Annotated in this window: 25 protein-coding genes; 16 read left to right on the top strand and 9 right to left on the bottom strand. The window is 71.9% G+C overall.

The features are described 5' to 3' along the window. Window positions 1-81 precede the first annotated feature (81 nt). Window positions 82-1,188 (top strand): ferritin-like domain-containing protein, encoded by a 1,107-nt coding sequence (locus tag C2865_RS28070; protein ID WP_106401596.1) that lies wholly within the window; start codon window positions 82-84, stop codon window positions 1,186-1,188. Window positions 1,189-1,267: 79 nt separating this feature from the next. Then, a complete protein-coding gene (locus C2865_RS28065) occupies window positions 1,268-2,080 on the top strand; it encodes a universal stress protein (protein WP_106401595.1) in 813 nt (270 codons plus the stop codon). A gap of 6 nt (window positions 2,081-2,086) precedes the next feature. Here the strand turns inward: C2865_RS28065 and C2865_RS28060 are convergent, their stop codons facing one another. Beyond that, window positions 2,087-2,911, bottom strand: a complete 825-nt coding sequence (locus tag C2865_RS28060) for a helix-turn-helix domain-containing protein (RefSeq protein ID WP_106401855.1) — start codon at window positions 2,909-2,911, stop codon at window positions 2,087-2,089. A 289-nt stretch (window positions 2,912-3,200) separates the two neighbouring features. On the opposite strand from C2865_RS28060, the gene C2865_RS28055 reads away from it, so the two are divergent. Beyond that, complete coding sequence (locus C2865_RS28055; RefSeq protein ID WP_106401594.1) at window positions 3,201-4,598, top strand: selenium-binding protein SBP56-related protein; 1,398 nt, start codon at window positions 3,201-3,203, stop codon at window positions 4,596-4,598. After that, the gene (locus C2865_RS28050; protein WP_106401593.1) at window positions 4,586-5,230 is read left to right on the top strand and encodes a hypothetical protein; all 645 of its coding nucleotides are present in this window, start codon (window positions 4,586-4,588) and stop codon (window positions 5,228-5,230) included. The genes C2865_RS28055 and C2865_RS28050 overlap by 13 nt, the downstream gene beginning before the upstream one ends. Here the strand turns inward: C2865_RS28050 and C2865_RS28045 are convergent. Further along, complete coding sequence (locus tag C2865_RS28045; RefSeq protein ID WP_106401592.1) at window positions 5,217-5,744, bottom strand: Lrp/AsnC family transcriptional regulator; 528 nt, start codon at window positions 5,742-5,744, stop codon at window positions 5,217-5,219. The two genes, C2865_RS28050 and C2865_RS28045, sit on opposite strands and share 14 nt — an antisense overlap. 121 nt (window positions 5,745-5,865) lie before the next feature. Between C2865_RS28045 and hppD the strand changes: the two genes are divergently transcribed. From hppD to fahA, 3 genes are read left to right on the top strand one after another with little or no spacing between them, the layout of a single operon-like run. Further along, window positions 5,866-7,032 carry a 4-hydroxyphenylpyruvate dioxygenase gene (hppD, locus tag C2865_RS28040; RefSeq protein ID WP_106401591.1) on the top strand — a complete coding sequence of 389 codons (1,167 nt, stop codon included), beginning with the start codon at window positions 5,866-5,868 and terminating at the stop codon, window positions 7,030-7,032. Window positions 7,033-7,068: 36 nt separating this feature from the next. Continuing rightward, window positions 7,069-8,238, top strand: a complete 1,170-nt coding sequence (locus tag C2865_RS28035; RefSeq protein ID WP_106401590.1) for a homogentisate 1,2-dioxygenase — start codon at window positions 7,069-7,071, stop codon at window positions 8,236-8,238. After that, complete coding sequence (fahA, locus tag C2865_RS28030; RefSeq protein WP_106401589.1) at window positions 8,225-9,367, top strand: fumarylacetoacetase; 1,143 nt, start codon at window positions 8,225-8,227, stop codon at window positions 9,365-9,367. The genes C2865_RS28035 and fahA overlap by 14 nt, the downstream gene beginning before the upstream one ends. Here the strand turns inward: fahA and C2865_RS28025 are convergent. The 3 genes from C2865_RS28025 to C2865_RS41570 are packed head-to-tail and all read right to left on the bottom strand — an operon-like array spanning window position 9,357 to window position 10,719. After that, window positions 9,357-9,653, bottom strand: coding sequence for a YkvA family protein (locus tag C2865_RS28025; RefSeq protein ID WP_106401588.1), 297 nt, complete (start codon window positions 9,651-9,653; stop codon window positions 9,357-9,359). The genes fahA and C2865_RS28025 overlap by 11 nt on opposite strands. Window positions 9,654-9,683: 30 nt before the next feature. Further along, window positions 9,684-10,139, bottom strand: coding sequence for a PaaI family thioesterase (locus C2865_RS28020; protein WP_157963933.1), 456 nt, complete (start codon window positions 10,137-10,139; stop codon window positions 9,684-9,686). A 52-nt stretch (window positions 10,140-10,191) separates the two neighbouring features. After that, window positions 10,192-10,719, bottom strand: a complete 528-nt coding sequence (locus tag C2865_RS41570; RefSeq protein WP_106401586.1) for a TetR/AcrR family transcriptional regulator — start codon at window positions 10,717-10,719, stop codon at window positions 10,192-10,194. A gap of 80 nt (window positions 10,720-10,799) precedes the next feature. On the opposite strand from C2865_RS41570, the gene C2865_RS28010 reads away from it, so the two are divergent. Further along, window positions 10,800-11,246, top strand: coding sequence for a nuclear transport factor 2 family protein (locus C2865_RS28010; protein WP_106401585.1), 447 nt, complete (start codon window positions 10,800-10,802; stop codon window positions 11,244-11,246). Between the two features lies 1 nt (window position 11,247). On the opposite strand, the gene C2865_RS28005 is transcribed toward C2865_RS28010, so the two are convergent. Continuing rightward, window positions 11,248-12,258, bottom strand: a complete 1,011-nt coding sequence (locus C2865_RS28005; RefSeq protein WP_106401584.1) for a fatty acid desaturase family protein — start codon at window positions 12,256-12,258, stop codon at window positions 11,248-11,250. Between the two features lie 146 nt (window positions 12,259-12,404). Further along, window positions 12,405-12,920 carry a MarR family winged helix-turn-helix transcriptional regulator gene (locus C2865_RS28000; RefSeq protein WP_232835842.1) on the bottom strand — a complete coding sequence of 172 codons (516 nt, stop codon included), beginning with the start codon at window positions 12,918-12,920 and terminating at the stop codon, window positions 12,405-12,407. A gap of 109 nt (window positions 12,921-13,029) precedes the next feature. On the opposite strand from C2865_RS28000, the gene icmF reads away from it, so the two are divergent. Then, on the top strand, window positions 13,030-16,260 hold the full coding sequence (gene icmF / locus C2865_RS27995) for a fused isobutyryl-CoA mutase/GTPase IcmF (RefSeq protein ID WP_106401583.1): 3,231 nt from the start codon (window positions 13,030-13,032) through the stop codon (window positions 16,258-16,260). Window positions 16,261-16,334: 74 nt separating this feature from the next. Continuing rightward, window positions 16,335-17,393 carry a WD40/YVTN/BNR-like repeat-containing protein gene (locus C2865_RS27990; protein WP_106401582.1) on the top strand — a complete coding sequence of 353 codons (1,059 nt, stop codon included), beginning with the start codon at window positions 16,335-16,337 and terminating at the stop codon, window positions 17,391-17,393. Window positions 17,394-17,411: 18 nt separating this feature from the next. Here the strand turns inward: C2865_RS27990 and C2865_RS27985 are convergent, their stop codons facing one another. Beyond that, window positions 17,412-19,859, bottom strand: a complete 2,448-nt coding sequence (locus C2865_RS27985) for a PASTA domain-containing protein (protein ID WP_106401581.1) — start codon at window positions 19,857-19,859, stop codon at window positions 17,412-17,414. A gap of 383 nt (window positions 19,860-20,242) precedes the next feature. Between C2865_RS27985 and C2865_RS27980 the strand changes: the two genes are divergently transcribed. The 5 genes from C2865_RS27980 to C2865_RS27960 all read left to right on the top strand — a co-directional run bounded on the left by C2865_RS27980 (window position 20,243) and on the right by C2865_RS27960 (window position 23,067). Then, a complete protein-coding gene (locus C2865_RS27980; protein WP_157963932.1) occupies window positions 20,243-20,782 on the top strand; it encodes a GNAT family N-acetyltransferase in 540 nt (179 codons plus the stop codon). A gap of 19 nt (window positions 20,783-20,801) precedes the next feature. Then, window positions 20,802-21,185, top strand: a complete 384-nt coding sequence (locus C2865_RS27975) for a PPOX class F420-dependent oxidoreductase (RefSeq protein ID WP_106401579.1) — start codon at window positions 20,802-20,804, stop codon at window positions 21,183-21,185. Window positions 21,186-21,217: 32 nt separating this feature from the next. Further along, window positions 21,218-21,724, top strand: coding sequence for a GNAT family N-acetyltransferase (locus C2865_RS27970; RefSeq protein ID WP_106401578.1), 507 nt, complete (start codon window positions 21,218-21,220; stop codon window positions 21,722-21,724). A 65-nt stretch (window positions 21,725-21,789) separates the two neighbouring features. Further along, complete coding sequence (locus tag C2865_RS27965; RefSeq protein WP_106401577.1) at window positions 21,790-22,740, top strand: aldo/keto reductase; 951 nt, start codon at window positions 21,790-21,792, stop codon at window positions 22,738-22,740. A gap of 147 nt (window positions 22,741-22,887) precedes the next feature. After that, window positions 22,888-23,067 (top strand): rubredoxin, encoded by a 180-nt coding sequence (locus tag C2865_RS27960; RefSeq protein WP_106401576.1) that lies wholly within the window; start codon window positions 22,888-22,890, stop codon window positions 23,065-23,067. Here C2865_RS27960 and C2865_RS27955 read toward each other — a convergent pair. Next, complete coding sequence (locus C2865_RS27955; protein WP_106401575.1) at window positions 23,054-23,854, bottom strand: hypothetical protein; 801 nt, start codon at window positions 23,852-23,854, stop codon at window positions 23,054-23,056. The two genes, C2865_RS27960 and C2865_RS27955, sit on opposite strands and share 14 nt — an antisense overlap. A 124-nt stretch (window positions 23,855-23,978) precedes the next feature. On the opposite strand from C2865_RS27955, the gene C2865_RS27950 reads away from it, so the two are divergent. Next, entirely contained in the window at window positions 23,979-25,055 is a 1,077-nt protein-coding gene (locus C2865_RS27950) for a T4 RnlA family RNA ligase (protein WP_106401574.1), read from the top strand.

Here is a 25,055-nt window from a genome sequence, read left to right as displayed (position 1 = left end):
GTTGACACCTTTCCAGCGCTGTGCGACTTTACGTACATCGTACGTTCTACGTACGTTGTACGTCACAGACGGGAGTACAGCGTGTCGACCCACGAGCTTTACACCGCCCCCGTTTCCCGGGAGACCTGGAACGTGCCGCTGGCCGGTGACAGCCGATTCACCTGGGAATACGACGAGGGCCGTGACAGGCTTCTCAATCTGTACCAGAAAGGCAAGGACAAGCAGTGGGACGCCGTCAAGCGCATCGACTGGAGCCTTGACGTCGACCCCGCCAACCCGCTCGGCCTGCCCGACCAGGCCAACGCCATCTACGGCACCCCCTACTGGGAGAAGATGAACGACAGGGAGCGGGGAGAGCTGCGGCTGCACCTGACCTCCTGGCAGTTCTCCCAGTTCCTGCACGGCGAGCAGGGCGCGATGATCACCGGTGCCCGGATCGTGGAGACCGTCCCGGACCTCGACGCCAAGTTCTACTCCGCCACCCAGACCATGGACGAGGCCCGCCACGTCGAGCTGTTCGGCAAGTTCCTGCACGAGAAGCTCGAACTCGTCTACCCCATCAACGACAACCTGCGGTCGCTGCTCGACGACACCCTCTCCGACAGCCGCTGGGACATGCCCTACCTCGGCATGCAGGTGCTCATCGAAGGCCTCGCCCTGGCGGCCTTCGGCCTCGTGCGGGACATGACGACGGCCGAGCTCCCCAAGCAGATGCTCACCTACGTCATGCAGGACGAGGCCCGCCACGTCGCCTTCGGCCGGCTCGCGCTGCGCGACCACTACCGCGAACTCACCGACACCGAGCGCCGCGAGCGCGAGGAGTTCGTCATCGAGGGCTGCTACCTCATGCGCGACCGCTTCCAGGGCCTGGAGGTGTGGGAGAACTTCGGCATCCCCAGGGACGAGGCGAGCCGCCTGGCCCGCGAGTCGGAGTACATGAAGATCTTCCAGAGCCTGCTGTTCAGCCGGATCGTCCCGTGCGTGAAGGACATCGGCCTGTGGAGCGAGCGCGTCCAGAACGCCTACGCCGACATGGGCGTCCTGGAGATGTCCAAGGGGGACCTGGAGGCGCTGATGGCCCAGGACGAGGAGCTCGCCGACCGGCTCGACGCCGAGCGCTTCGCGGCCGAGGAGGCGGCGCGCCGCGAGGAGGTCGACGCGGTCATCGCCGAGGCCGCCTCCGCCTGACCCGCCCGTCGGGGGAGCGGCCCCGCAGGGGTCGCCCTCCGTCTCCGCTGGGTAGGAGAGCGGAGACGGAGGAGAGCCGATGGAGGAGATCCTGGTCGGCGTGGACGGGTCGGAGCCCGGGAACGCCGCGCTGGAGTGGGCCGCGGTGCAGGCCGGGCGCCGTGCGGCGCGGTTGAGGCTGCTGCACGTCCCCGTCGCGGCGGGTGGGCACGAGCTGCTGGAGACCGCCGCGGCCCGGGCCCACCGGGTCGCCGGCCAGGCCGACCTCGTCATCGAGGCCGAGTCCGGCCGGCCCGGCGAGGTGCTGCTGGAGCGGGTGGGCGGGGCAGGCCTGGTGGTGCTGGGGACCCACGGGCACGGCGCGGTGGGCAGCCTGGTCGCCGGTTCCGCGGCGCTGGCCGTGGCCGGCTGCTGCCCCGTCCCGGTGGTCCTGGTCAAGAACGACGCCTCGGCCCTGCACGACGCGCCGGTCGTGGTGGGGGTGGGCGCCGAGCCGTCCGCCGCGGTGCTGGAGGCCGCCGACGCCGAGGCCCGGCTGCGCGGCCGCGCCCCGCGCCTGGTCCACGCCTGGTTCCAGCCCCCGGTGGAGGGGTTCGGCGCGCCCGCCTGGATCCCGCCGCTGGACACCGCGCCCGTGCTCGCGGGTGTGCGCGAGCACCTGGCCCGCGAGCTGGAGCCGTGGACGTCGCGCTGGCCCGGCACGGCTCCGGTCGTCGCGCCGGGCTTCGCCCGCGACGTGCTGCTGGAGGCGTCGGCCGGTGCCGGGCTGCTGGTGCTGGGGCGGCACGAGCGGCCCGGCTGGAAACTGCGCGCGCTGGGCGCGACCACCCGCGAGCTGATCCGGGACGCCCCGTGCCCGGTCATGGTGGTGGGGGAGCCTGCGCCCGCCTGAGCGGCGTCAGGAGGAGCGGTTCAGCACCCGGGAGAGCATCTCGCGGGAGTCGCCCGGCTGGGCGGCCTCGAGGGCGAGCCGGTTCATCACCTGGAGGTAGCGGTCGATGTCGGCCGGCTTGTCCAGGTACAGGGCGCTGGTGAGCTGCTCGAGGTAGACGATGTCGGGCAGCGTCGCCTCGGGGAAGCGCAGGATGCTGAAGGCGCCGGAGACCGCGGCGTGCCCGCCCGCGTTGAAGGGCAGCGCCTGGATGGTGACGTTCCGGCGGCCGCTCAGCTCGATGAGGTGCTCGACCTGCGCCCGCATGACCGCCTTGCCGCCGATGGGGCGGCGCAGCGCGTTCTCGTCCACGACCGCCCACACCCGCAGCTCGCCGGCGAGCAGTCTGCGCTGGCGCCGCATCCGCAGCTGGACGCGCCGCTCGAGCTCCTCCTCGGAGATCTCGGGGAAGCCCAGCGGGATGAGGGCCCGCGCGTAGTCCTCGGTCTGCAGCAGCCCGGGGATGAACTGCAGCTCGTAGGTGCGGATGATGGACGCCGCGCCCTCGAGGCCCATGTAGACCTCGAACCAGTTGGGCAGCAGGTCGTTGTAGTTGTACCACCAGCCGGGTTCGTTGGCGCGGCTCACCAGCTCCAGGATCGGGGCGCGCTCGGCCTCGTCCAGCACCCCGTAGAGGGTGAGGAGGTCGGCGACGTCGCGCTCCTTGAAGCCGACGCGGCCGAGCTCCATCCGGGAGATCTTGGAGTGGGACGCGCGGATGGTGTAGCCGGCCTTCTCCGCGGAGATGCCCTTGTCCTCACGCAGTCTCCGCAGCTGGGCGCCGAGCATCATGCGCAGCACGGTGGGCCCGCCGTCGAGCGGAGAGAGGTGGCCCTCCGGATGGTCCGGAAGACTCGCTGAAGCGTTCACACGAGACCTGCCTGATCGGGGGAATGCGCTTGCTTTCCTACATGATCGTTACCCGCGGGGCAACACTACCCGGCAGATGTAAATGGAGCGTGACATTGAAGACTACCGAGACGTTACACGGCGCGCCAGAGCCCCAGCTCACTACCTACCATGATGGTATTCCATACTCGGAAAGTATAAAATCTGCGCAACCGTCTGCGAGGAGCCCCCCATGGCGCTGTGGAAGCCCGATCCGACCTTCTACCCCTCTCCCAGGGACGCGGCCTCGGCCCCGCCGGAGAAGCTGGCCTACGTGGCCGCCTTCGACCGGGCCGCCGAGAAGCCCGACGCGATGGCCGTCCTGGACACCGACCCCGAGTCGGACTCCTACGGCGAGGTCGTGGGCTGGACGGACCTGCCCCACCTCGGGGACGAACTCCACCACTTCGGCTGGAACGCCTGCAGCAGCGCCCTCTGCCCCGGCGCCCCCCACCCGCACGTCGAACGCCGCTACCTCATCGTCCCCGGTCTGCGCTCCTCGCGGATCTACGTCATCGACACCAAGGCCGACCCGCGCGCCCCGCAGATCGTCAAGGTCCTGGAGCCCGAGGAGCTGGCCGAGCGCGCCGGCTACTCCCGCCCACACACCGTGCACTGCGGCCCGGAGGGCCTGTACGTCTCCGCGCTCGGCGGCGCCTCCGGCCAGGAGGGCCCCGGCGGCATCGCGCTGCTCGACCACACCTCGTTCGAGGTGCTGGGCCGCTGGGAGGTCGACCGCGGCCCGCAGTACCTCGCCTACGACTTCTGGTGGCACATCGCGCACGACGTCCTGGTGACGTCCGAGTGGGGCACTCCGTCGATGGTCGAGGACGGGGTCGTCGGAGAGCTGCTCCTGGGCCGCCAGTACGGGCACTCCCTGCACTTCTTCGACCTGCGCAAGCGCAGGCACATCCAGAGCATCGACCTGGGCGACCGGTACCAGATGGCACTGGAGCTGCGGCCCGCCCACGACCCCACGGCGCAGTACGGGTTCGTGGGCGTCGTGGTGGACGTGGAGGACCTGTCGGCCTCGGTGTGGCTCTGGTACAGGGAGGGCGGCGAGTTCGCGGTGAAGAAGGTCATCACCATCCCCGCCGAGCCCGCCGACCCGGCTTCGCTCCCGCCGGTCATCGCCCCCTTCGGCGCCGTCCCGCCGCTGGTCACCGACATCGCCCTGTCCGTGGACGACGCGTACCTGTACGTCTCGGCCTGGGGGACCGGCGAACTGAAGCGCTACGACGTCAGCGACCCCTTCAACCCGGTCGAGGCCGGTTCGGTGCGCATCGGCGGCATCGTCGGCCGCACCCCGCACCCGGCGGAGCCGGACCTGCCGCTGGCGGGCGGTCCGCAGATGATCGAGGTCAGCCGCGACGGTGAGCGCGTCTACGTCACCAACTCCCTGTACGGCTCCTGGGACGACCAGTTCTATCCGGACGGCGTGGGAGCCTGGGCGGCCAAGCTCGACTCCGGCGAGGAGTTCACCTTCGACGAGCGCTTCTTTCCGCACGGAGAGGACTTCCGGGGACTGCGCCCCCACCAGGTCCGGCTCCAGGGCGGCGACGCCTCCTCCGACTCGTACTGCTTCCCGTGACGCTGGCGTCGTTGCTGGTCCTGGGAGCCTTCCACGGACTCAATCCCGGCATGGGGTGGCTGTTCGCGGTCGCCCGGGGCCTGCAGGAACGTTCCCGCGCGCGCATGCTGGCGTCGTTGCCCGCCATCGCGGCAGGGCATGCCGCCTCGGTCGCGGCGGTGGCGGTGCTGGTCTCCCTGACCCGGTCGGTGGTCGCCACCCAGGCGATGGCGATCGCGGGAGGAGCACTGCTCGCCGGTTTCGGGCTGTGGAGGTTGTTGTCGCAGCGGCATTTCCGCTGGGTCGGGATGCGGCTGTCGTTGTGGCAGCTGGCCGTCTGGTCGTTCCTCATGTCCTCTGCGCACGGCGCAGGGCTGATGCTGTTGCCCGTGCTCACCTCGATGGAGGGCGGTGGAGGAGCGCATGACCACGGGCTGGGGGCAGGGGCGGGAGCAGGTGACGCCGTCAGCGCGGCGGTCTTCGTCACCGGGGTGCACACGCTGGCGATGTTCGCGGCGGCGGGCGCGGTGGCCCTGGTCGTCTACGAGGTGGTGGGACTGGCGGTGCTGCGGCGGGCCTGGTTCAACCTGGACCGGGTGTGGGCGGTGGCGCTGATCGGCGCGGGGGCGGCGACGCTCGTCACGGCCGCCTGACGGCGCGGCGGAAGGACGGGACGCGGGACGGCTCGGGGCGTTCCACCGACTCCAGGAGGGGCAGGACGCGGGGGGCCACGAGCTCCGACAGGGCGATGACGCTGGTCGTGCGCACCACGTCGGGGATGCGGTTGAGCGCCAGGAGGGCCTCTTGGAGCCCCTCGTGGGAGGGGGCGGCCAGCCGGCAGTGGAGGTCGTCCTGGCCGGTGGTCGCGTGCGCCTCCAGGACGGCGGGCAGGGCGCGCAGGTGCTCGGCGACCTCGGCCAGCGCGCCCTGCGAGATCTGCAGGGTCACGAACGCCATGACGGGATAGCCGGCCTTGGGCAGGTCGACCTGCGGGGCGTGGCCGCGGATGACGCCCGCCTCCTCCAGCCGTTCCAGCCGGGCCTGGACGGTCACCCGGGAGGTGCCGGTGATCCGGGACAGCTCGAGGAAGCCGGCGCGGGGATGGTCGGCCAGCGCGCGCAGGAGCCGGATGTCGAGCTGGTCGAGAGTGGTTGGCTGATCGGGCATTTTGTGACCACCTGAACCGGTTTTTGCTTTCCATTCTGCACAGCTGCCGTCAGAAAGCTTGTCATCGTGGGTAGACCAGGGTCAAGGTGGCCGCATCCGGCAGGGAGAGGAGGCAAGCCGCATGACCCAGCTGAGCCGGCCCGCCGACGAGGACGTCCTCGTCGGGGCCGTTCCCCACGACTTCTCCGAAGACCCTTTCCCGGTGAGGGGCCTGGACCACGTCAGGTTCCTCGTCGGCAACGCCTGGCAGACCGCCCACTACTACTCCACCGCGTTCGGCATGAGCTGCGTGGCCTACCGCGGCCCCGAGACGGGCTGCCGCGATTACGCGGAGTACGTCCTGACCTCGGGCAAGGCACGCTTCCGCATCACGGGAGAGGTGCGCGCGGGCACCGAGGTCGGTGCCTCGGTCGCGGCGCACGGCGACGGGGTCGGCGACCTCGCGCTGGAGGTCTCCGACGTGGACGCCGCCGTGGCGCACGCCCGCGACAGCGGCGCGCACATTCTGGAGGAGCCGTACGAGCTGTCCGACGAGTACGGCGTCGTCCGCATGGCCGCCCTGGCGACCTACGGCCAGACCCGCCACACCCTGGTCGACAGGTCCCGCTACTCGGGGCCCTTCCTTCCGGGCTTCGTCCCGTCGGGACCGCTCTTCCAGGGACTGGCCGACCGTACGAAGCACTACTTCCAGGCGATCGACCACTGCGTCGGCAACGTCGAGCTCGGCAAGATGGACGAGTGGGTGGACTTCTACCGCCGCGTCATGGGTTTCACCAACCTGAAGGAGTTCATCGGCGACGACATCGCCACCGAGTACTCGGCGCTGATGTCCAAGGTCGTGGCCAGCGGCGACCACCGGGTGAAGTTCCCCCTCAACGAGCCCGCGCCCGGCAGGCGCAAGTCGCAGATCGACGAGTACCTGGAGTTCTACGGCGGTCCCGGCGTCCAGCACATCGCCCTGGCCACCTCCGACATCGTGACGGCCGTCCGGGAGATGCGGGCGATGGGCGTGCGCTTCCTGGAGACGCCCGACGCCTACTACGACACCCTCGGCGACTGGGTCGGCACCACCCGGGTGCCCGTCTCCACCCTGCGGGAGCTGCGCATCCTGGCGGACCGGGACGAGGACGGCTACCTCCTGCAGATCTTCACCAAGCCCGTGCAGGACCGGCCGACGGTCTTCTTCGAGCTCATCGAGCGGCATGGTTCGCTCGGGTTCGGGAAGGGCAATTTCAAGGCGCTCTTCGAGGCGATCGAACGGGAGCAGGCGAGACGGGGGAACCTGTAGCCCCCGCGCGGACCCTGGAGACGAGGGAAGCGGCCCATGGCGTACTACCGGAGAGTCGGCGAGGTCCCGGACAAAAGACACACCCAGCACCGGGCTCCCGACGGGTCTCTGTACCACGAGGAGCTCATGGGGGAGGAGGGCTTCAGCTCCGACTCCGCCCTGCTCTACCACCGCGCCAGCCCCTCGGCCCTGTCAGACGCCCGCGTCTGGGAACCTCCCGCCGAGGACTACCGCCGCAACCATCCGCTGCTGCCCCGCCACCTCTGCCTCCACGCGCTCTTCCCCGACGGGAGGAGCGGCGTGGACGCGGTGACGGGGCGGCGCGTCCTGCTGGGCAACGCCGACGTGCGCATCTCCTACGTCGTGGCCGACGACCCCTCACCCCTCTACAAGGACGCGATCGGCGACCAGTGCGTCTACGTGGAGGAGGGAGAGGCGGTCGTCGAGACGGTGTTCGGCGCGCTGAGCGCCGGGCCGGGCGACTACGTGGTGCTGCCCCGGGGGACGATCCACCGCTGGGTGCCGTCCGGGCGGGTGCGGCTCTACTGCATCGAGTCGGCGAGCCACATCACCCCGCCGCACCGCTACCTGTCGCGCTACGGCCAGTTCCTCGAGCACGCCCCCTACTGCGAGCGCGACCTCCGCGCCCCCGCCGAGCCGCTGCTGCGGGAAGGGCGGGACGTCGAGGTCCATGTCAGGCACCGGGGCGGGGGGACGGTCCACGTCCAGGCCACGCACCCCTTCGACGTGGTCGGCTGGGACGGCTGCCTGTACCCGTACGCCTTCAGCGTCCACGACTTCGAGCCGATCACCGGGCGCGTCCACCAGCCGCCTCCCGTCCACCAGGTGTTCGCGGGCCGCAACTTCGTGGTCTGCAACTTCGTGCCGCGCAAGGTCGACTACCACCCGCTGGCCGTCCCAGTCCCTTATGCGCATTCCAACGTCGACAGCGACGAGGTCATGTTCTACTGCGGAGGAGATTACGAGGCCCGTCGGGGCTCGGGGATCGGGCGGGGCTCTGTCTCGCTGCACCCGGGAGGGCACACCCACGGCCCCCATCCGGGGGTGCGTGAACGTGCGCTGGGTCTCGAAGCCGTCACCGAACTCGCGGTGATGGTCGACACCTTCGCTCCGCTGGAGCTCGGCGAGGGCGCGTCGGCCTGCGAGGACCCCGACTACGCCTGGACGTGGAATGTTCGACGCTGAAACCCTGCCCTACGGGGTGTTCACCACCTTGGACCGGCCCGGGATCCGCCGTGTGGGGGTCGCGGTGGAGGACCGGATCCTCGACCTGTCGCAGGCCCGCGTGCCGCATCCCGCTCTGTTCGCCTACGGGACCCTCGACCCGTTCCTGGTGGCGGGGCCCGACGTGTGGCACGCGGTGCGGGAGTCGCTGCTGGCCGGGCCGGTCGGCCCGTACGTGCCGATGTCGGAGGCGACGCTGCACCTGCCCTTCACCGTCGCCGACTACGTGGACTTCTACGCCTCCGAGCACCACGCCACCAACGTGGGCCGCATCTTCCGTCCCGGAAGGCATCCGCTGACGCCCAACTGGATGCACATGCCGATCGCCTACCACGGGCGCGCCGGCACGGTCGTGGTCTCCGGGACGGAGATCCACCGCCCGTCGGGGCAGTTCCGGCCGGACGGCTCGGTCGCGCCGTTCTTCGGCCCGACCCGGCGGCTGGACTTCGAGGCGGAGCTCGGCTTCGTCGTGGGCGCGCCCAGCCCGATGGGCGTGCCGGTGCCCACAGGGGACTTCGCCGAGCACGTCTTCGGGGTCTGCGTGGTCAACGACTGGTCGGCCCGGGACCTGCAGTCCTGGGAGTACGTGCCGCTCGGGCCGTTCCTCGGCAAGTCGTTCGCCACTTCGGTCAGCCCTTGGGTGGTGCCGCTCGCCGCGCTGGACGGCTTCCGCGTCCCCGCCCCGTCCGGGAGGACGCCGCTGCTGCCCTACCTGCGCGAGGACGAGGACCGGGGCCTGGACCTGGTGCTGGAGGTGAGGCTGAACGGCGAGGTGGTCTCCCGCCCACCGTACGCCTCCATGCACTGGAGCCCGGCCCAGATGCTCGCCCACCTGACGGCCAACGGCGCCTGCCTGCGTCCCGGCGACCTGCTGGCCTCCGGGACGGTCAGCGGCCCCGGGCAGGGCGAGGCGGGCTCGCTCATCGAGCTGACCGGCGGGGGGGAGCAGGGCCTCGTGCTGCCCGACGGCTCGGTCCGCACCTGGCTGGAGGACGGCGACGAGGTGGAGGTGCGCGCGCTCGGTCCGGACGGGCGGTTCCTGGGCGCGGTGCGCGGGCGGATCGCCAGGTCGGCGGCGGTCACGGTCTGAGCGACTCCCGGCGCCGGCGCACCATCTGCTCCAGCGCCGCGACGCAGGCCAGGACGACGCCGACGTCGTCGATGAGGATCGGGTCGGGCAGCAGGTCCACCGGGCTGAGCGCGTAGATCCAGGCCCCGTAGTAGGCGGCCTTGGCCGTGCCGGGGGCGTCCGGCGAGCGCACGAACCCCCGCAGCCCGCGCATCCGCCTGAGCAACCGGACGACGGCGTACAGGCAGGCCAGCACCACGACGGCGGCGAGGGCCGCGATGATCCATGGCCAGTTTCCGTCCGGCACCTGCGCCTCCTCGACGTCTCCCGGGAGGTTTTACCCGTTCTTGGCGGGAATCACCCGGTACACATGCCAGCCTTCGGCGATCAGCTCGCCCTCGGTGTCGCGCACCTCGGCCTGGCAGAACACCGTGGACCTGCCGCGCTTGGTGATCCACCCCTCGGCGACGAGGTCGCGCTCGCGGGCCGCCCCCAGGTAGCGCAGCTGCATGTCGACGGTGAGCATGACGGGGACCCGGTCGTAGGGGCTGGCCACCGCCGGGACCACGACGGTGTCGATGAGCGTGGCGATGGCCCCGCCGTGCACCACCCCGGCCGGCTGGTTCAGCTCCGGCCGGTAGGGCAGGCGCATCCGGGCGTAGTCGGCCCGGACCTCCTCGATGGCCAGGCCCACGAACCCCGCGAAGAACTTCTGGTTCTGCTCGCCGTTGAAGAAGTCCTTCCAGAGCCGCTCCCGGCCGGCGGGGAGGGGCTCGTGCAGCTGAGCGCGCACCTTGTCACCTTCTCGAACGTCAAAAACCCTGAAACCTGAAAATTCGGACAGATCATCCTCGCACGTCGGCCAGCGCCAGCCGCAGGGCGGCCCCCGCGGCGTTGGGGCGGCCCAGCATCGCGGTGACCGTCGCCCCGTCCACCAGGACGAGCAGCTGGTCGGCGCGCAGGTCGGGGTCGGGCGCGCCCTCGCGGACGGCCAGCTCCCGCAGGAGGGCGTGGAGCCGGTCCTTGTGCCTGCGGACCGGCAGGGTGACCCGGCCCCCGAGTTCGCCGTAGGCGTTGAGGAAGGCGCAGCCGCGGAAGTCGTCGGTGGAGAACCACTGGACCAGCCAGGCGAAGAGCTCGATGACCCCGCCGTCGCCGACGAACGTGCGCAGCGAGGACAGCCAGCGCTCGTCGCGCCGGTCGAGGTAGGCGGCGACGAGCTCGTCCTTGGACGGGAAGCTCTGGTAGAGCCGCTTGAGCGACACCCCTGCGGCCGTGCGCAGCTCGTCCATGCCCACGGCCTGGATGCCGCGGGCGTAGAAGAGCCGCTCGGCGGCGTCCAGGATGAGTGTCTCGTGGTCGGTCTGGTGCATGTGCGGCGCCCTTGCCTAGAGAACGATCGTTCTCTAGGCTACCGGAGAACGACCGTTCTCCATAGTCGAGGGAGCATCACATGAAACCGCCGTTCACCCTGGAGTCGGCCCGGGCCAAGGTCCAGGCCGCCGAGGACGCCTGGAACACCCGCGACCCCGAGCGGGTCTCGCTCGCCTACGCCCCGGACACCGTCTGGCGCAACCGGTCGGAGTTCGTCACCGGCCGGGCCGAGGTGGTGGAGTTCCTCACCCGCAAGTGGGAGAGGGAGCTGGACTACGCCCTGCGCAAGGAGCTGTGGGCGTACGGGGAGGACCGGATCGCCGTGCGGTTCCAGTACGAGTGGCACGACGCCCAGGGCCGCTGGTGGCGCAGCTACGGCAACGAGCAGTGGGAGTTCGACGCCTCGGGGCTGATGCGGCGCAGGGAGGCCAGTATCAACGACGTGCCCATCGGCGAGGGCGACCGCCGGATCTTCGGGCCCCGCCCGGAGACCGAGCGGGGCCTGGACGTGCTGCCGGTCGGCTGAGTCAGGCCACCGAGTCGAGGTAGCGCAGGGCCTGGGCGTAGGAGGCGACCAGGCCGGTCTCGGTGTAGGGCAGGCCCAGCTTCGCGCAGTGCTCGCGGACCATGGGCTGCACCTCGCGCAGGGCCGGCCGGGGCAGGCCGGGGAAGAGGTGGTGCTCGACCTGGTAGTTGAGGCCGCCGAGGAACCAGTCGGTGAGCCGGCCGCCCCGGATGTTGCGGGAGGTGAGCACCTGGCGGCGCAGGTGGTCCCAGTCGTCGTCCGGGCCGGGCATCGGCATGCCCTTGTGGTTGGGCGCGAACGCGCAGCCCAGGTGCACGCCGAGCACCGCCTGGTGGACGGCGATGAAGACCAGCGCGACGGCCGGGGGCATCAGCAGGAAGGCGAGGGCGAGGTAGCCCACGAGGTGGGCGGCGAGCAGGCCGCCCTCGATCCAGCGGTCGCGCGGGTCGCGGTTCTTCAGGTCGCGGATGCTGGAGACCTTCAGGCTCAGGCCCTCCAGCGTCAGCATCGGGAAGAACAGCCACGCCTGGTTGCGGCTCAGCCAGTTCAGCGCCCCGTGCCGCTCGGCGGCCTGCTCGGGCGTCCACACCAGGGCGCCGGCGCCGACGTCGGGGTCGCGCTCGGCGTGGTTGGGGTGGGCGTGGTGCAGGTTGTGCTTGGCGTTCCACCAGCCGTGGCTCATGCCCAGCATGAGGTCGCCCAGCAGCAGGCCCAGCCTGCGGTTGGTCCGCGCGGAGGAGGCGATCTGCTTGTGGCCGGCGTCGTGTCCGAGGAACCCCGTCCGGGCGGCGAGCAGCGCGGCGGGGACCGCCAGCAGCACCGACCACCAGGAGCCGGTCAGCGCCACGCCGACCCAGACCGCCGCGGTGCCCAGCACGTTGCAGGCGATCGAGGCGGTGTAGTAGCCGGTTCTGCGGCGCATCAGCCCGCTCTCGCGGACCCGTCGGGCCAGCGGCGTGAAGTCGCTGCCCTTCGTGGATGCGTGGACGGGCGGAAGCTCGGTCGTCGTCATACCTCTCCTCACGGGGCGGGAGCTTCCGACGCTACGGACCGGGCGGTCGCGAGCGGACCGGTCGGGAGGACCAAACGCGGACTGGTCCTCAAGGGGGTCGACACCTCCCTCCCGGGTATCGATCGGGGGTGGTGACGGACCCTCGCTCAGCCGGTTTCGGCAGGATCGGTACCGGTTTCGACGTCGTTGACGGAGACGCGCAGCGCGTGCAGGGCGCCGATGACGGCCCGCGCGTCCTGCTGGCTGAGTTCCGGCAGGGCGAATCTGGCCCGGTGCAGCGTCTCGGTGGCCTCCTCGGCCAGGGCGCGGCCCCGGGGGGTGAGGGAGGCCAGGACGACCCTCCGGTCGTGCGGCGCGGGGGAGCGGGTGACCAGGCCGCGCGACTCGAGGCGGGTGATCACGTTGGTGACGCTGGCGGGGTGCACCAGCAGGCGCCGCCCCATCTTGCCCATGGGCAGCGAGCCGGTGCGGCTGAAGGCCAGCAGGCGCAGCGCCTCGTAGGCGGCGAAGGTCAGCCCGAGCGGTTTGAGGAGCTGCTCGATACGGCTGAGCAGCAGCTGCTGGGCGCGCATGACCGAGGTGACCGCGGCCATGTGGTCGGCCTGGTCGGGCCAGCGCGCGCTCCACTGGCGGTGCGCCTCGGCGAGGGGATCGAACGACACGGGTCCACCGTAAGGGAGGCGGCCGGTTGACGTCCCGGCCGCGTGCGAATTATTTTAGCTTCCAAATATTAGACTTCAAAGTTATTGGGGCGGGCACCCGGGAGGACGCATGGTGGAGTTTCACAGGCCGGAGCACCCGGTGCGGTTCGTGACGGCGGCCGCGCTGTTCGACGGGCACGACGCCTCGATCAACATCATGCGGCGCATCCTGCAGGCGCAGGGCGCCGAGGTGGTGCACCTCGGGCACGACCGCTCGGTGCGCGAGGTCGTGGCGGCGGCCGTGGAGGAGGACGTCCAGGGCGTGGCCGTCAGCTCCTACCAGGGCGGGCACGTGGAGTACTTCGAGTACCTGGGGCAGGCGCTGAAGGAGGCGGGGGCGGGCCACGTCAAGGTCTTCGGCGGCGGCGGCGGGGTGATCGTCCCGGCGGAGATCGAGCGGCTGGCCGCCGCGGGGGTGCGGATCTTCTCGCCCGAGGACGGGCAGCGCCTCGGCCTGCCCGGCATGATCAACGAACTCGTCCGCGAGTGCGACGTGGACCTGTCGGCGGCGCCCGCGCCCGCCGAGGCGGTGCTGGCGGGGGACCGGGCCGCGCTGGCCCGCACCCTCACCTGCCTCCAGCGGGGACGGCCGCAGGCCCCCGAGCTGGCGGCGGCGGGAGCGGCCCGCGCAGTGCCGGTCCTGGGCATCACCGGCACCGGCGGCTCGGGCAAGTCCTCGCTGACCGACGAGTTCCTGCGCCGGCTGCGCGTCGACCAGCAGGACAAGCTGCGCGTCGCGGTGCTGGCGGTGGACCCGACGCGGCGCCGCGGCGGCGGCGCGCTGCTGGGCGACCGCATCCGGATGAACTCCCTGGACCGCCCGCCTGCGGACGGGGACCGGGTCTTCTTCCGTTCGCTGGCGACCAGGGGCGGCCGGGAGCTGCCCGACCACATCGAGGAGATCATCACCGCCTGCAGGGCGACGCACGACCTGGTGATCCTGGAGACCCCGGGCATCGGCCAGGGCGACGCGGCGATCGTCCCCTACGTCGACGTCTCCCTGTACGTGATGACGCCGGAGTTCGGCGCTGCCTCCCAGCTCGAGAAGATCGACATGCTGGACTTCGCCGACGTCGTGGCGATCAACAAGTTCGAGCGCCGCGGCGCCGCCGACGCGATGCGCGACGTCGCCCGGCAGATGATCCGCAACCGCGAGGCGTTCGGCGCGCGCCCGGAGGACATGCCGGTCTTCGGCACCAGCGCCGCGACCTTCGACGACGACGGCGTCACCGCCCTCTACCAGCACCTCCTCGCCCTGCTGGCCGAAAAGGGGCTGACGGCGGAGCCGGGCGTGCTGCCCCGGGCGGAGGTCAAGGCCTCCACCCGCACCGCGCAGATCATCCCGCCCGCCCGCGTCCGCTACCTGTCGGAGATCTCCGAGACCGTCCGCGGCTACCACGCCGAGACCGAGCGGCAGGCCGAGGCCGTCCGCAAGGTCCAGCACCTGGACACCGCCCGCGCCGTGCTGGCCGACGCCGGCTCCCCGTCCGCCGGGGAACTGGAGATCCTGGCCCGGGCCGCGGAGGCCGAGGTCGCGCCCGAGGCGGCCTTCCTGCTGGCCGAGTGGCCCGCGCGCGCCGCCTCCTACACCGGCGACGAGTACGTCTTCCAGGTCCGCGGCCGCGAGGTGCGGGTGGCGCTGACCCGCGAGTCCCTGTCCGGCAACAAGATCCCCCGGGTGGCGCTGCCGCGCTTCTCCGACCACGGCGACCTCCTGCGCTTCCTGCGCTCGGAGAACCTGCCCGGCTTCTTCCCGTTCACCGCCGGGGTGTTCCCCTTCAAGCGCGACGGCGAGGACCCGGCCCGGATGTTCGCGGGCGAGGGCGACCCGTTCCGCACCAACCGGCGCTTCAAGCTCCTGTCGGCGGACTCCGAGGCCAAGCGGCTGTCGACGGCGTTCGACTCCGTCACCCTGTACGGGCGCGACCCCGACGACCGCCCCGACGTCTACGGCAAGGTCGGCACCTCCGGCGTCTCGGTGGCCACCCTGGCGGACATGAAGGCCCTCTACGACGGGTTCGACCTGGCGTCGCCCACCACGTCGGTGTCGATGACGATCAACGGACCGGCGCCGACGATCCTGGCGTTCTTCCTCAACACCGCGATCGATCAGGGCCTCGAGCGCTTCCGGGAGGAGCACGGGCGCGAACCGGACGCGCAGGAGGCCGAGGCCGTGCGCGCCCGCGTTCTCCAGACCGTCCGGGGCACCGTGCAGGCCGACATCCTCAAGGAGGACCAGGGCCAGAACACCTGCATCTTCTCCACCGAGTTCTCCCTGCGGATGATGGGCGACATCCAGGAGTGGTTCATCGCCAACGGCGTCCGCAACTTCTACTCGGTGTCCATCTCCGGCTACCACATCGCCGAAGCCGGGGCGAACCCCATCAGCCAGCTGGCCTTCACCCTGGCCAACGGGTTCACCTACGTCGAGGCCTACCTCGCCCGCGGCATGGACGTCGACGACTTCGCGCCCAACCTGTCGTTCTTCTTCTCCAACGGCATGGACCCCGAGTACAGCGTCCTGGGCCGGGTCGCCCGGCGCATCTGGGCCGTCGCCATGCGCGAGCGGTACGGCGCGGACGAGCGCTCCCAGAAGCTGAAGTACCACGTCCAGACCTCGGGCCGGAGCCTGCACGCCCAGGAGATGGACTTCAACGACATCCGCACCACCCTGCAGGCGCTGATCGCCCTGTACGACAACTGCAACAGCCTGCACACCAACGCCTACGACGAGGCCGTGACCACCCCGACCGCCGAATCGGTGCGCCGCGCCCTGGCCATCCAGCTGATCATCAACCGGGAGTGGGGCCTGGCCATGAACGAGAACCCCCTGCAGGGCTCGTTCGTCATCGACCGGCTCACCGACCTCGTCGAAGAGGCGGTCCTGACCGAGTTCGACCGCATCAGCGAGCGCGGCGGCGTGCTGGGGGCCATGGAGACCGGCTACCAGCGCGGCCGGATCCAGGACGAGTCCATGCTCTACGAGCAGCGCAAGCACGACGGAACCCTGCCCATCATCGGCGTCAACACCTTCCGCTCCCCGGACGCCCAGGCCTCGCCGCCCGTCATCGAGCTGGCGCGCGCCACCGAGGAGGAGAAGCGTTCGCAGCTCGAGCGGGTGCGCGGCTTCCAGGCGGAGAACAGGCAGGACGCCGAAGCGGCCCTCGCCCGCCTCAAGCAGGTCGTGCGCGAAGGCGGCAACGTCTTCGCCGAGCTCATGGACACCGCCCGCGTCTGCTCCCTCCAGCAGGTCACCGACGCGTTCTTCGAGGTGGGGGGCCAGTACCGGCGCAACGTCTGATCACGCGAAGTAGCGGACTGTGCGCGCTGCGCTGATTAGGCTCGGGCGGAAAGGAACCCGTCCGGGAGGTCGCCATGTCCGTCCTGCTCGCCATCGGAACCGTCAAGGGCCTGTTCCTGGCCCGGAGCGAAGACCGCCGCACCTGGGAGGTGGCGGAGCCCAGGCACCCCATGTCGGAGGCCTACAGCCTCTGCTTCTCCGGCGGCCGGCTGCTGGCCGGGCTGAGCGACCCCGTCTACGGCCCGGTCGTCTCGGCCACCGGCGACCTGGGCGCCACCTGGACGGAACTGGGCCGTCCCGTGTTCCCTGACGACACCGGCACCTCGCTGGAGCGGGTGTGGCAGCTGGCGGAGGGCCCCACCGGGCGCCTGTACGCCGGTACCCAGCCGTCCGCCCTGTTCACCTCCGACGACGGCGGCCGGACGTTCGCGCTCGTCCGGGCGCTGTGGGACCACCCGCACCGCCCGCGCTGGGAGGCGGGGTTCGGCGGGCAGGCCGTCCACACGGTCCTGCCGCACCCCCACGACCCGGACGAGGTGCTCGTGGCCATGTCCACGGGCGGGGTGTACCTCACCCGCGACGGCGGCGCGTCCTGGACGGCGTCCAACACCGGCGTGCAGGCCACGTTCCTGCCCGAGCGCCATCCGGAGTTCGGCCAGTGCGTGCACAAGGTCGCGCGCGACTGCCGCGACCCGCAGCGGCTCTACCTGCAGAACCACGAGGGCGTCTACCGCTCCGACGACGGGGGAGCGGCCTGGAAGTCCATCGCCGAGGGCCTGCCGGGGGACTTCGGGTTCGCCATGGTCGCCCACCCCCACCGCTCCGGGGTGATCTACACCTTCCCCGTCAACGGCGACGAGCGGGGCCGCTACCCGTACGACCGGCGCTGCCGGGTGTTCCGCTCCGAGGACGCGGGATCCTCCTGGGAGGCGCTCACCGAGGGCCTGCCGCGGGAGCCGTTCTACCAGGTGGTCCTGCGCGACGCGATGTGCGCCGACGACGCGGACCCGGCGGGCGTGTACTTCGGCACCAGGTCCGGCGAGGTGTTCGCCAGCGGAGACGAGGGGGGCACCTGGACGTCCGTCGCCGCGCACCTGCCCGCCGTCTGCTGCGTGCGGGCGGCGGTGGTCTGACCCGCCGCCCGCGTCCCGTCACCCCGCCGGCTCGGTGGCCGGCGGGGTGTCCGACGGCTTCGGGTCGGGCTTCTCCGGCTCGGGCCTGGGCGTCGGCTTGTCGCTGGGCGGCGCGACCAGGGTGAAGGTGACGGCGGACCCCCTGGCCACGGCGGCGCCTGCGGCGGGCGACTGGCCTCCCACGGTGCAGCCCGCGCAGTCGGCGCCGCTCGCCTGGGCGGCCAGGCCCCTGTCGCGCAGCACGGCCCGGGCGCGCTCCGCGCTCATCCCCGACAGGTCGGGCACCGTCACGGGCGCGGGCCTGGCGACGTCGACGGTCACCCGCGAGCCCGGGGAGACATGGACGCCGGCGGCTGGGTCGGTGCCCAGCACGGTGCCCTCGGCCAGATCGCTGGACACCGGGTGGCGGACCGGCTCGAGCCCGGCCGCGCTCAGCTGCCGCGCCGCCTCCTCCCAGCCCAGCCCGCGCACCGACGGCACCTGCACGCGGGGCGCCCGCGCCACGTGGACGGTCACCCTGCTGCCGGGGTCGACCGGCTGCCCGGCCGCCGGGGTGGAGGCGACGATCCTGCCCTCGGGCACGTCCGAGGTCTCGCGCGTCGCGCGCACCACCCCGAGGTCCGCCCGGCGCAGCGCGGCGGCGGCCTCCGCCGGGGTCAGCCCGGTGACGTCGGGCACCAGCACCTGGTCGGGCTCCAGGGAGACGACGAGGGACACCGTGGAGCCGGCGGTGACGGTCGAGCCCGCGCCCGGCGTGCTGGAGAGCACCAGCCCCGGCGGGTGCTCCCTGGTCTTCTGCGGGGTGCGGGAGACCTTCAGGTCCAGCTTCCGCAGGGCGGCGGCCGCCTCCTCCACCGGCCTGCCGGCGAGGTCCGGCAGCTTGACCTTGGCGGGCGGCGGCGCCTTGGCGATGGTGAGCAGCACCCGGCCGCCCTGGTCGAGCAGCTTCCCGGCCGGCGGGTCGGTGGTGAGCACCAGGCCCTGCTCCACCTTGTCGGTCTCCTTGACCGTCCAGGCCGAGACGAGCTTGAGCGTCTTGAGCGCGCTGACCGCCTCCTCGTAGGTGAGCCCCTGCAGCGGCGGGACGCCCACCTGCTCGCCGGGGGCGGCCTCGGCGACGGTGAGCGTCACCGTGGAGCCCCGCGGGACCCGCGAGCCGGAGCGGGGGGAGGCGGCGATGACGGTGCCGGGCGGCCGCCGGGAGCCGGCCCCCTCGACCCGGGCCACCAGCCCGGCCTCCCGGATGCGCTGCAGCGCGGTGATCTGGCCCAGGCCGACGACGCCGGGCACCGTGGCGGTACGGCCCGGCGCGGCGGCGGGGGCGGCCGGCGACGGCGGCTTGACCTCGTCGGTGCTGGTGTAGGTGGGGACGGGCTGGGGCCGCCGGTCGGCGGACTCCGAGCGGCTCACCGCGACCAGCGCCCCGCCCGCCAGCACCCCGCCGACCAGGATGACGCCGGCGGTCCTGCCGAGGACCGCGCGGGACGGCAGGGCGGGCAGGGGCGGCCGCCAGGGGCGGGAGGCCCTGAGCCGGGTCACCACGTGCGAGATCTGGCCGGGCCCGCCGATCTCGGGCACCGTGTGGTTCTGCTCCGGGGTGCTCAGCGCGGTGGCGACGGCGGAGGCCAGGAAGAACAGGGCGCGGCGCTCCCAGTCCTTGCCGTACGCGGCCTCGGCGACCACCTGGAGCTCCTCGACGAAGGCCACCGCGCTCTGCGGGCGCTCCACCGGGTCCTTGGCCAGCCCGCGCCGGATCAGCCAGCGCACCGGCCCGGGCGCGTCCTTGTCGGGGATGGACGCCTTCATGTGCTGCACGGCCAGCGCCTCGATGGAGGGGGCGCGGAAGGGCCGGCGGCCGGTCACGCACTCGAAGAACACGGCGGTGGCCGAGTAGATGTCCCCCGCGGGGGTGGCCGCGCCGTTCTCCCACAACTCCGGCGGCATGTACGAAGGGGTCCCGGCGGCCCGGGGCCTGCTGCCCGAGCGCACCGCGATGCCGAAGTCGACCAGCGTGGAGACGCCCGCCTTGGAGACCAGCACGTTCTCGGGCTTGTAGTCGCGGTGGACGACGCCCGCGGCGTGCGCGTCGGCCAGCCCGAGCAGCGTCCCCTTGAGGACGGCCAGCGCGGCCTCGGGGATGGTCGCTCCGCTGCGGTCCAGCAGCTGCCGCAACGACACCCCGTCGACCAGGTCCATGACGATGGCCGCCCCGTCGAGGGTCTCGACGTACTCGCGCAGCCTGACCACGTGGCGGGAGTCCAGGCCCGACAGCAGCCGGGCCTCGGCGCGGAACTCCGACCGGAACCGCTCGTCGGTCACCAGGGGCTCCGACAGGTACTTCACCGCGACCTGCTCCCGGTCCTCCCTGCGCTCGGCGAGGATCACCCGTCCGAAGGCGCCGGAGCCCAGTTCCCCGAGCTCGGTGTAACCCGGGATCTGCCAGCCCCGTGTGGTCGTCGACGACATGCCGCTTCCTCCTTTTAGCGACCTCTCAAAATAGGAGTCGGCGGCGGGCGGCGGGCCGAGCCTCGCGAAAGAGATACCGGATTCTGCGCCTTGTTTTCCGCGAGGGATGGATCAAGTAACTACGTACTCTGGCGAACTGTATGAGTCGTGATAGTTCCGCTTTGTCCGTGGTGCCTGACATGCTGGGATGTAGTGGCGGCGAGATGAAGTCCGGGAAGTACGGCGATTTTTCTGCCGCGTTCTGTGGTGTATCCAGAGAGATGTCTTATGTATAAGTCTTTGCTCTGAAAAAAGCTGAAGGGAATGGTCGTGGCGGAAACAGGATCCCCCCGGCGGCGGGACGCCCGTACCGGAGGCCGGGCGGTGATGGCACAATCTCTGACGTGGAAGGGATCGAGCACACCGAGATCACCGCGGGCCTGTGGCACCTGAGGCCGCCCCGCGAGAGCGAGGCCGCCGACCTGCTGGAGCTGTCGGCCGACCCGGGCGTGCGGCTGTACACCCCCAGGACCAACGGGGTGGACACCGAGGAGCGGGCCCGCGAGCAGCTGCGCCAATGGGCGGCCTGGGAGGAGCGGATCGTCTTCTCGATCCTGGAGCCCACCACCGAGCGGTACGCCGGCCACGTGATGGTCTTCCGCCTCGACCGGGAGAACTCCGCGGCCGAGATCGGCTACCGCGTCGCCTCCTGGGCGCGCGGCCGGGGCGCGGCCACCACCGCGGTCCGCTGCGTCACGGGCTGGGCCTTCGGCGCCCTGGGCCTGGAGCGGATCACGCTGGCGCACTCGGTGGGCAACGACGCCTCCTGCCGGGTCGCCGAGAAGAACGGCTACCTGCTGGAGGGCGTCCACCGCTCGTCGTTCCGCGGCGGCGACGGGCTGCTGCACGACACCCACCTGCACGCCCGGTTGGCCTCCGACTGAAAAGATCTATGATGCGGGGATGGACCAATCTCCGCTGGTACGGCTCGCGAGCGAGAAGTACGTGCTGGTGACGACCTACCGCAAGGACGGGCGGGCGGTGCCCACCCCCGTGTGGGTCGTCAGGGACGGCGACGCGCTGGGCGTCTGGACGGTGGCGGACTCCGGCAAGGTCAAGCGCGTCCGCAACCGCTCCGACGTCCTGGTCGCCCCCTGCGACGTGCGGGGCAACCCCACGGGCGAGGCGGTGCCGGGCACGGCCGAGCTGTGCAGCGAGGAGGACACCGCCGCCTACCGCACGCTGATCCGCAGCAAGTACGGCCTGCTGGGCACACTGACACTGTTCGGCAGCCGCCTCCGGCGCGGCGACGAGGGCACCGTGGGCATCAGGATCAGGCTCGCCTGAAACCAGGGCGGGCGGGACTTTTCGGGGGAAAGATGGATCTGCGCGGGGAGAAGGTGACACTGCGCCCGGCCACCGGGAGCGACGTCCCGGAGCTGGCCGCCATCCGGGCGAAGCCGGAGGTCAGGCGCTGGTGGGGCGGCGGCGCCGACCTCGAGTCCGAGGTGCGCGCCGGTCTGTCCGATCCGGACGTCGAGGTGTTCGCGATCCTGTACGAGGGGCGGGTCGCCGGGGCGATCCAGTGGTACCAGGAGAAGGACCCCGACTACCGCAGCGCGGGGCTCGACGTCTTCATCGACCCCGGCATCCGGGGCAGGGGCCTGGGCACCGACGCCGTGCGCACCATGGCCCGGCATCTGGTCGAGGACCACGGCCACCACCGCCTGATCATCGACCCGGCCGCCGACAACGCCGCCGCGATCGCCTCCTACGGCAAGGTCGGCTTCCGCCCGGTGGGCGTGATGCGCCAGTACGAGCGCGGCCCCGACGGCACCTGGCACGACTGCCTCCTCATGGACCTCCTGGCCGCCGAGCTCACCTGAGACCGGCCCGCGGGGAAGATCCGGCGACGGGGAATGACGGGCGGCCGTACGGGGTTCGAGCGTTCATGACCTTGAATCGCATCGGTACCTCGGATCTGCTCGTCTCCCCGCTGAACCTCGGCGGGAACGTCTTCGGCTGGACCGCCGACGAGCAGACGTCCTTCGCCGTCCTGGACGCCTACGCCGCGGCCGGCGGCAACTTCATCGACACCGCCGACTCGTACTCGGCGTGGGTGCCCGGGCACACCGGCGGCGAGTCCGAGGAGATCATCGGGCGCTGGACGGCCGCGCGGGGCAACCGGGACGACATCGTGGTGGCCACCAAGGTCGGCCAGCACCCCGAGTTCAAGGGGCTGAGCCCCGAGACGATCCGGCGCGCGGCGGACGCGTCGCTGCGCCGCCTGGGCACCGACCGCATCGACCTGTACTACACGCACGCCGACGACGAGAGCGTGCCGGTGGAGGACATCATCACCACCCTGGACGCGCTGGTGCGCTCGGGCAAGGTGCGCCACATCGCCGTCTCCAACATCTCGCCCGAGCGGCTGAAGGCGTCCCTGGAGTTCTCCGACCGGGAGGGCCTGTCCAAGTACGTGGCGATCCAGCCGCACTACAACCTGGTCTCCCGCGAGACCTACGAGGGCCCCCGCGCGGACCTGGCGGCCGAGCACGGCCTGTCGTGCATGCCCTACTTCGCTCTGGCGTCGGGCTTCCTCACCGGCAAGTACCGTCCGGGCGCCGCCGCCGACAGCGGCCGCCCGCCCGCCGTCGCCGGGCACCTGGAGACCGAGCGGGGCGTGAAGGTGCTCAAGGCGCTCGACGAGGTGGCCGCCGCGCACGGCGTGGAGCCCGCGACGGTGGCGCTGGCGTGGCTGGCCGGCCGGCCGACGGTCGCCGCCCCGCTGGCCAGCGCGCGCACCCCCGAGCAGCTGCCCCCGCTCCTGGCCTTCGCCGGCCTGGAGCTGACCGCCCGGGACCTGTCCCTGCTCGACGAGGCGTCCGCGGCCACCGGCTGATCCGCGGCGGTACGGCGGCGCGGCCCCCGCGGCAAATGTGATCATTGCGGAAGATCAATTGTAGGGATTTTCCTGGTCATTGTGCTCGATGATGGGTGCTGCCCCGGACCGACCGGTTCGGGGAAGGATCGACTTCGAGGAGCTGTGATGGTGTACAAGACCTGGGAGTGCTTGGTCTGCGGCCTCATCTACGACGAGGAGCAGGGCTGGCCGGACGAGGGCATCGCCCCGGGCACCCGCTGGGAGGACATCCCCGAGGACTGGAACTGCCCCGACTGCGGCGCGGCCAAGGAGGACTTCGACATGGTCGAGGTCACCAAGTCCTGACGTCCGGCCCCCGGCCCCCTCCGGACCGCCGCCGGATGCGCGCGCCGCGCCGGAGCGCCAGCGCGCTGGCCAGGACGCAGGCGGCCAGCAGCACCCCCAGCCGGATGCTCTGCCCCGCGCCGGGCTCCTCCGCGACGACGAGCGTGGTCGAGGCTCCGGGCTGCGGGGCGGCCGGACGTCCCGCCGGTCCGGCGCCGTCCGCCGGGAAGGCCTGCGGAGGCGTCCGGGCCGGCGTCTGGGCCGGCACCTGAGGGAGGCCGAGCAGGTCGGTGGGGGCGGGAGAGGCCGCCACGGGGGCCGCGGGCGGAGGCGGCGGTTCGGAGGCCGCGGGGGACGGCGAGGGCGTGCTCCCGGGCACCGCCGGCGCGAACGTGATCCGGGTGTGGTCCCCCGCGGGCCACATGCCGTCGGCCCAGGCGAAGGCGCCGAGGCCGAGGGTGAGCGGGGCCTCCCCCGAGGGCACCTCGACGGTGAAGGGCACCGTCGTCCCCGCGGAGTCCACCTCGCCGAGCCTGCAGTGGCCCGGCACGGCGGGCGCGCAGCCCCCGGAGACCCGGACCTCGCCGCGGGAGCCGGCCGCGAGGAACAGCACGACGTTCTCCGCGGTGGCGCCGGGGGCCGAGACCCAGGCCTGCGCCTCGACCGGCGCGCCCCGCCGCGGTTCGCCGGACAGGACCGTGACGTGCACCGCCAGCTCGGCGCCCGGGGCGCGGGGGACGGCCTGCGCCGAGGATGCGGTGCTCATCAGGACGACGCCGAGGACGAGCGTCGCGGCACCTGTGCGCATGGGGTCGCCTTCCGGGAAAGTGCCGTGATCTTACTCGATCGCCCGCCGCTCGGCAGGCGGTGCCGGCAGGGCGCAGGGGATTAATCGGATGATCTAAAGGCGGCATTTGCGGCACTATTGCGGGATGCGTCCCCACATCGATGATCTGCTCGACCCCGTCCGGCTGGCGGAGGCGGTGGCCGGGGGATACGTCAAGGAGCAGACCCACCCGGAGCTGCCGCTGCGGATTCTCAACTACACCGAGAAGACCCAGTACGAGCGCGCCTGGACCGAGGTCACCCGGCTCTGCCGCGGCCTGGTGGTGGACCGGGACGGCCGGATCGCCGCGCGTCCCTACCCCAAGTTCTTCAACTACGCCGAGTACCCCGAAGGCTCCTTCGACCTCGACGACCCCGCGGTCGTCTCCGACAAGGCGGACGGTTCGCTCGGCCTGCTCTACCCGACGCCGGACGGGCACGCGGTCGCCACGCGGGGCTCGTTCGCCAGCGACCAGGCGCTGCACGCCACGGCGGTCTGGCGGGAGCGGTACGAGGGCAGGATGAAGGTGCCCGAGGGCGTCACCTGCCTCTTCGAGATCATCTACCCCGCCAACCGCATCGTCTGCGACTACGGCGGCCTGGACGACCTGGTGCTGCTCGGCGGCGTGGAGATCGCCACCGGCCGGGTGGTCGAGGTGGACGGCTGGCCGGGCCCGGCCGTGGAGACGTTCGCCTACCGGACCCTGCGGGAGGCGCTGGCCGCCCCGCCCCGGCCCGGCGCCGAGGGGCTGATCGTGCGGCTCCCCGGCCGCGGCGACCTCATGGTCAAGCTCAAGCAGGAGGACTACCTCGCGCTGCACCGCCTGATCACCGGCCTGAACGCGCGCGTCGTGTGGGAGCGCCTGGGCGCGGGCGAGGACACCGCGGCCATCTGCGAGAAGCTGCCCGACGAGTTCCACGGCTGGGTGAACGCGCTCGCGCACGACCTCGCCGAGCGGCAACGGGAGCTGCTGGCGCGGATCGAGGCCGAGCACGCGGCGATCGTCGCGGCGCTGCCCGAAGGCTGGAGCCGCAAGGACTACGCGGCCGTGGCCTTGCGATCCCCGCTGCGCGGCTGGCTCTTCAAGGTCCTGGACGGCCAGGACCCGTCCGAGCGGATCTGGCAGACGCTCAAGCCCTCCGGCGACGACCGCCCCTTCTCCCACTCCGAGGACGTCTCCTGA

The organism is Actinocorallia populi (assembly GCF_002995495.1).
Taxonomy (GTDB): Bacteria; Actinomycetota; Actinomycetes; order Streptosporangiales; family Streptosporangiaceae; genus Actinocorallia; species Actinocorallia populi.
Note: the sequence above shows the minus strand (reverse complement) of the source record. Positions and strands in the feature narration are given on the sequence as shown.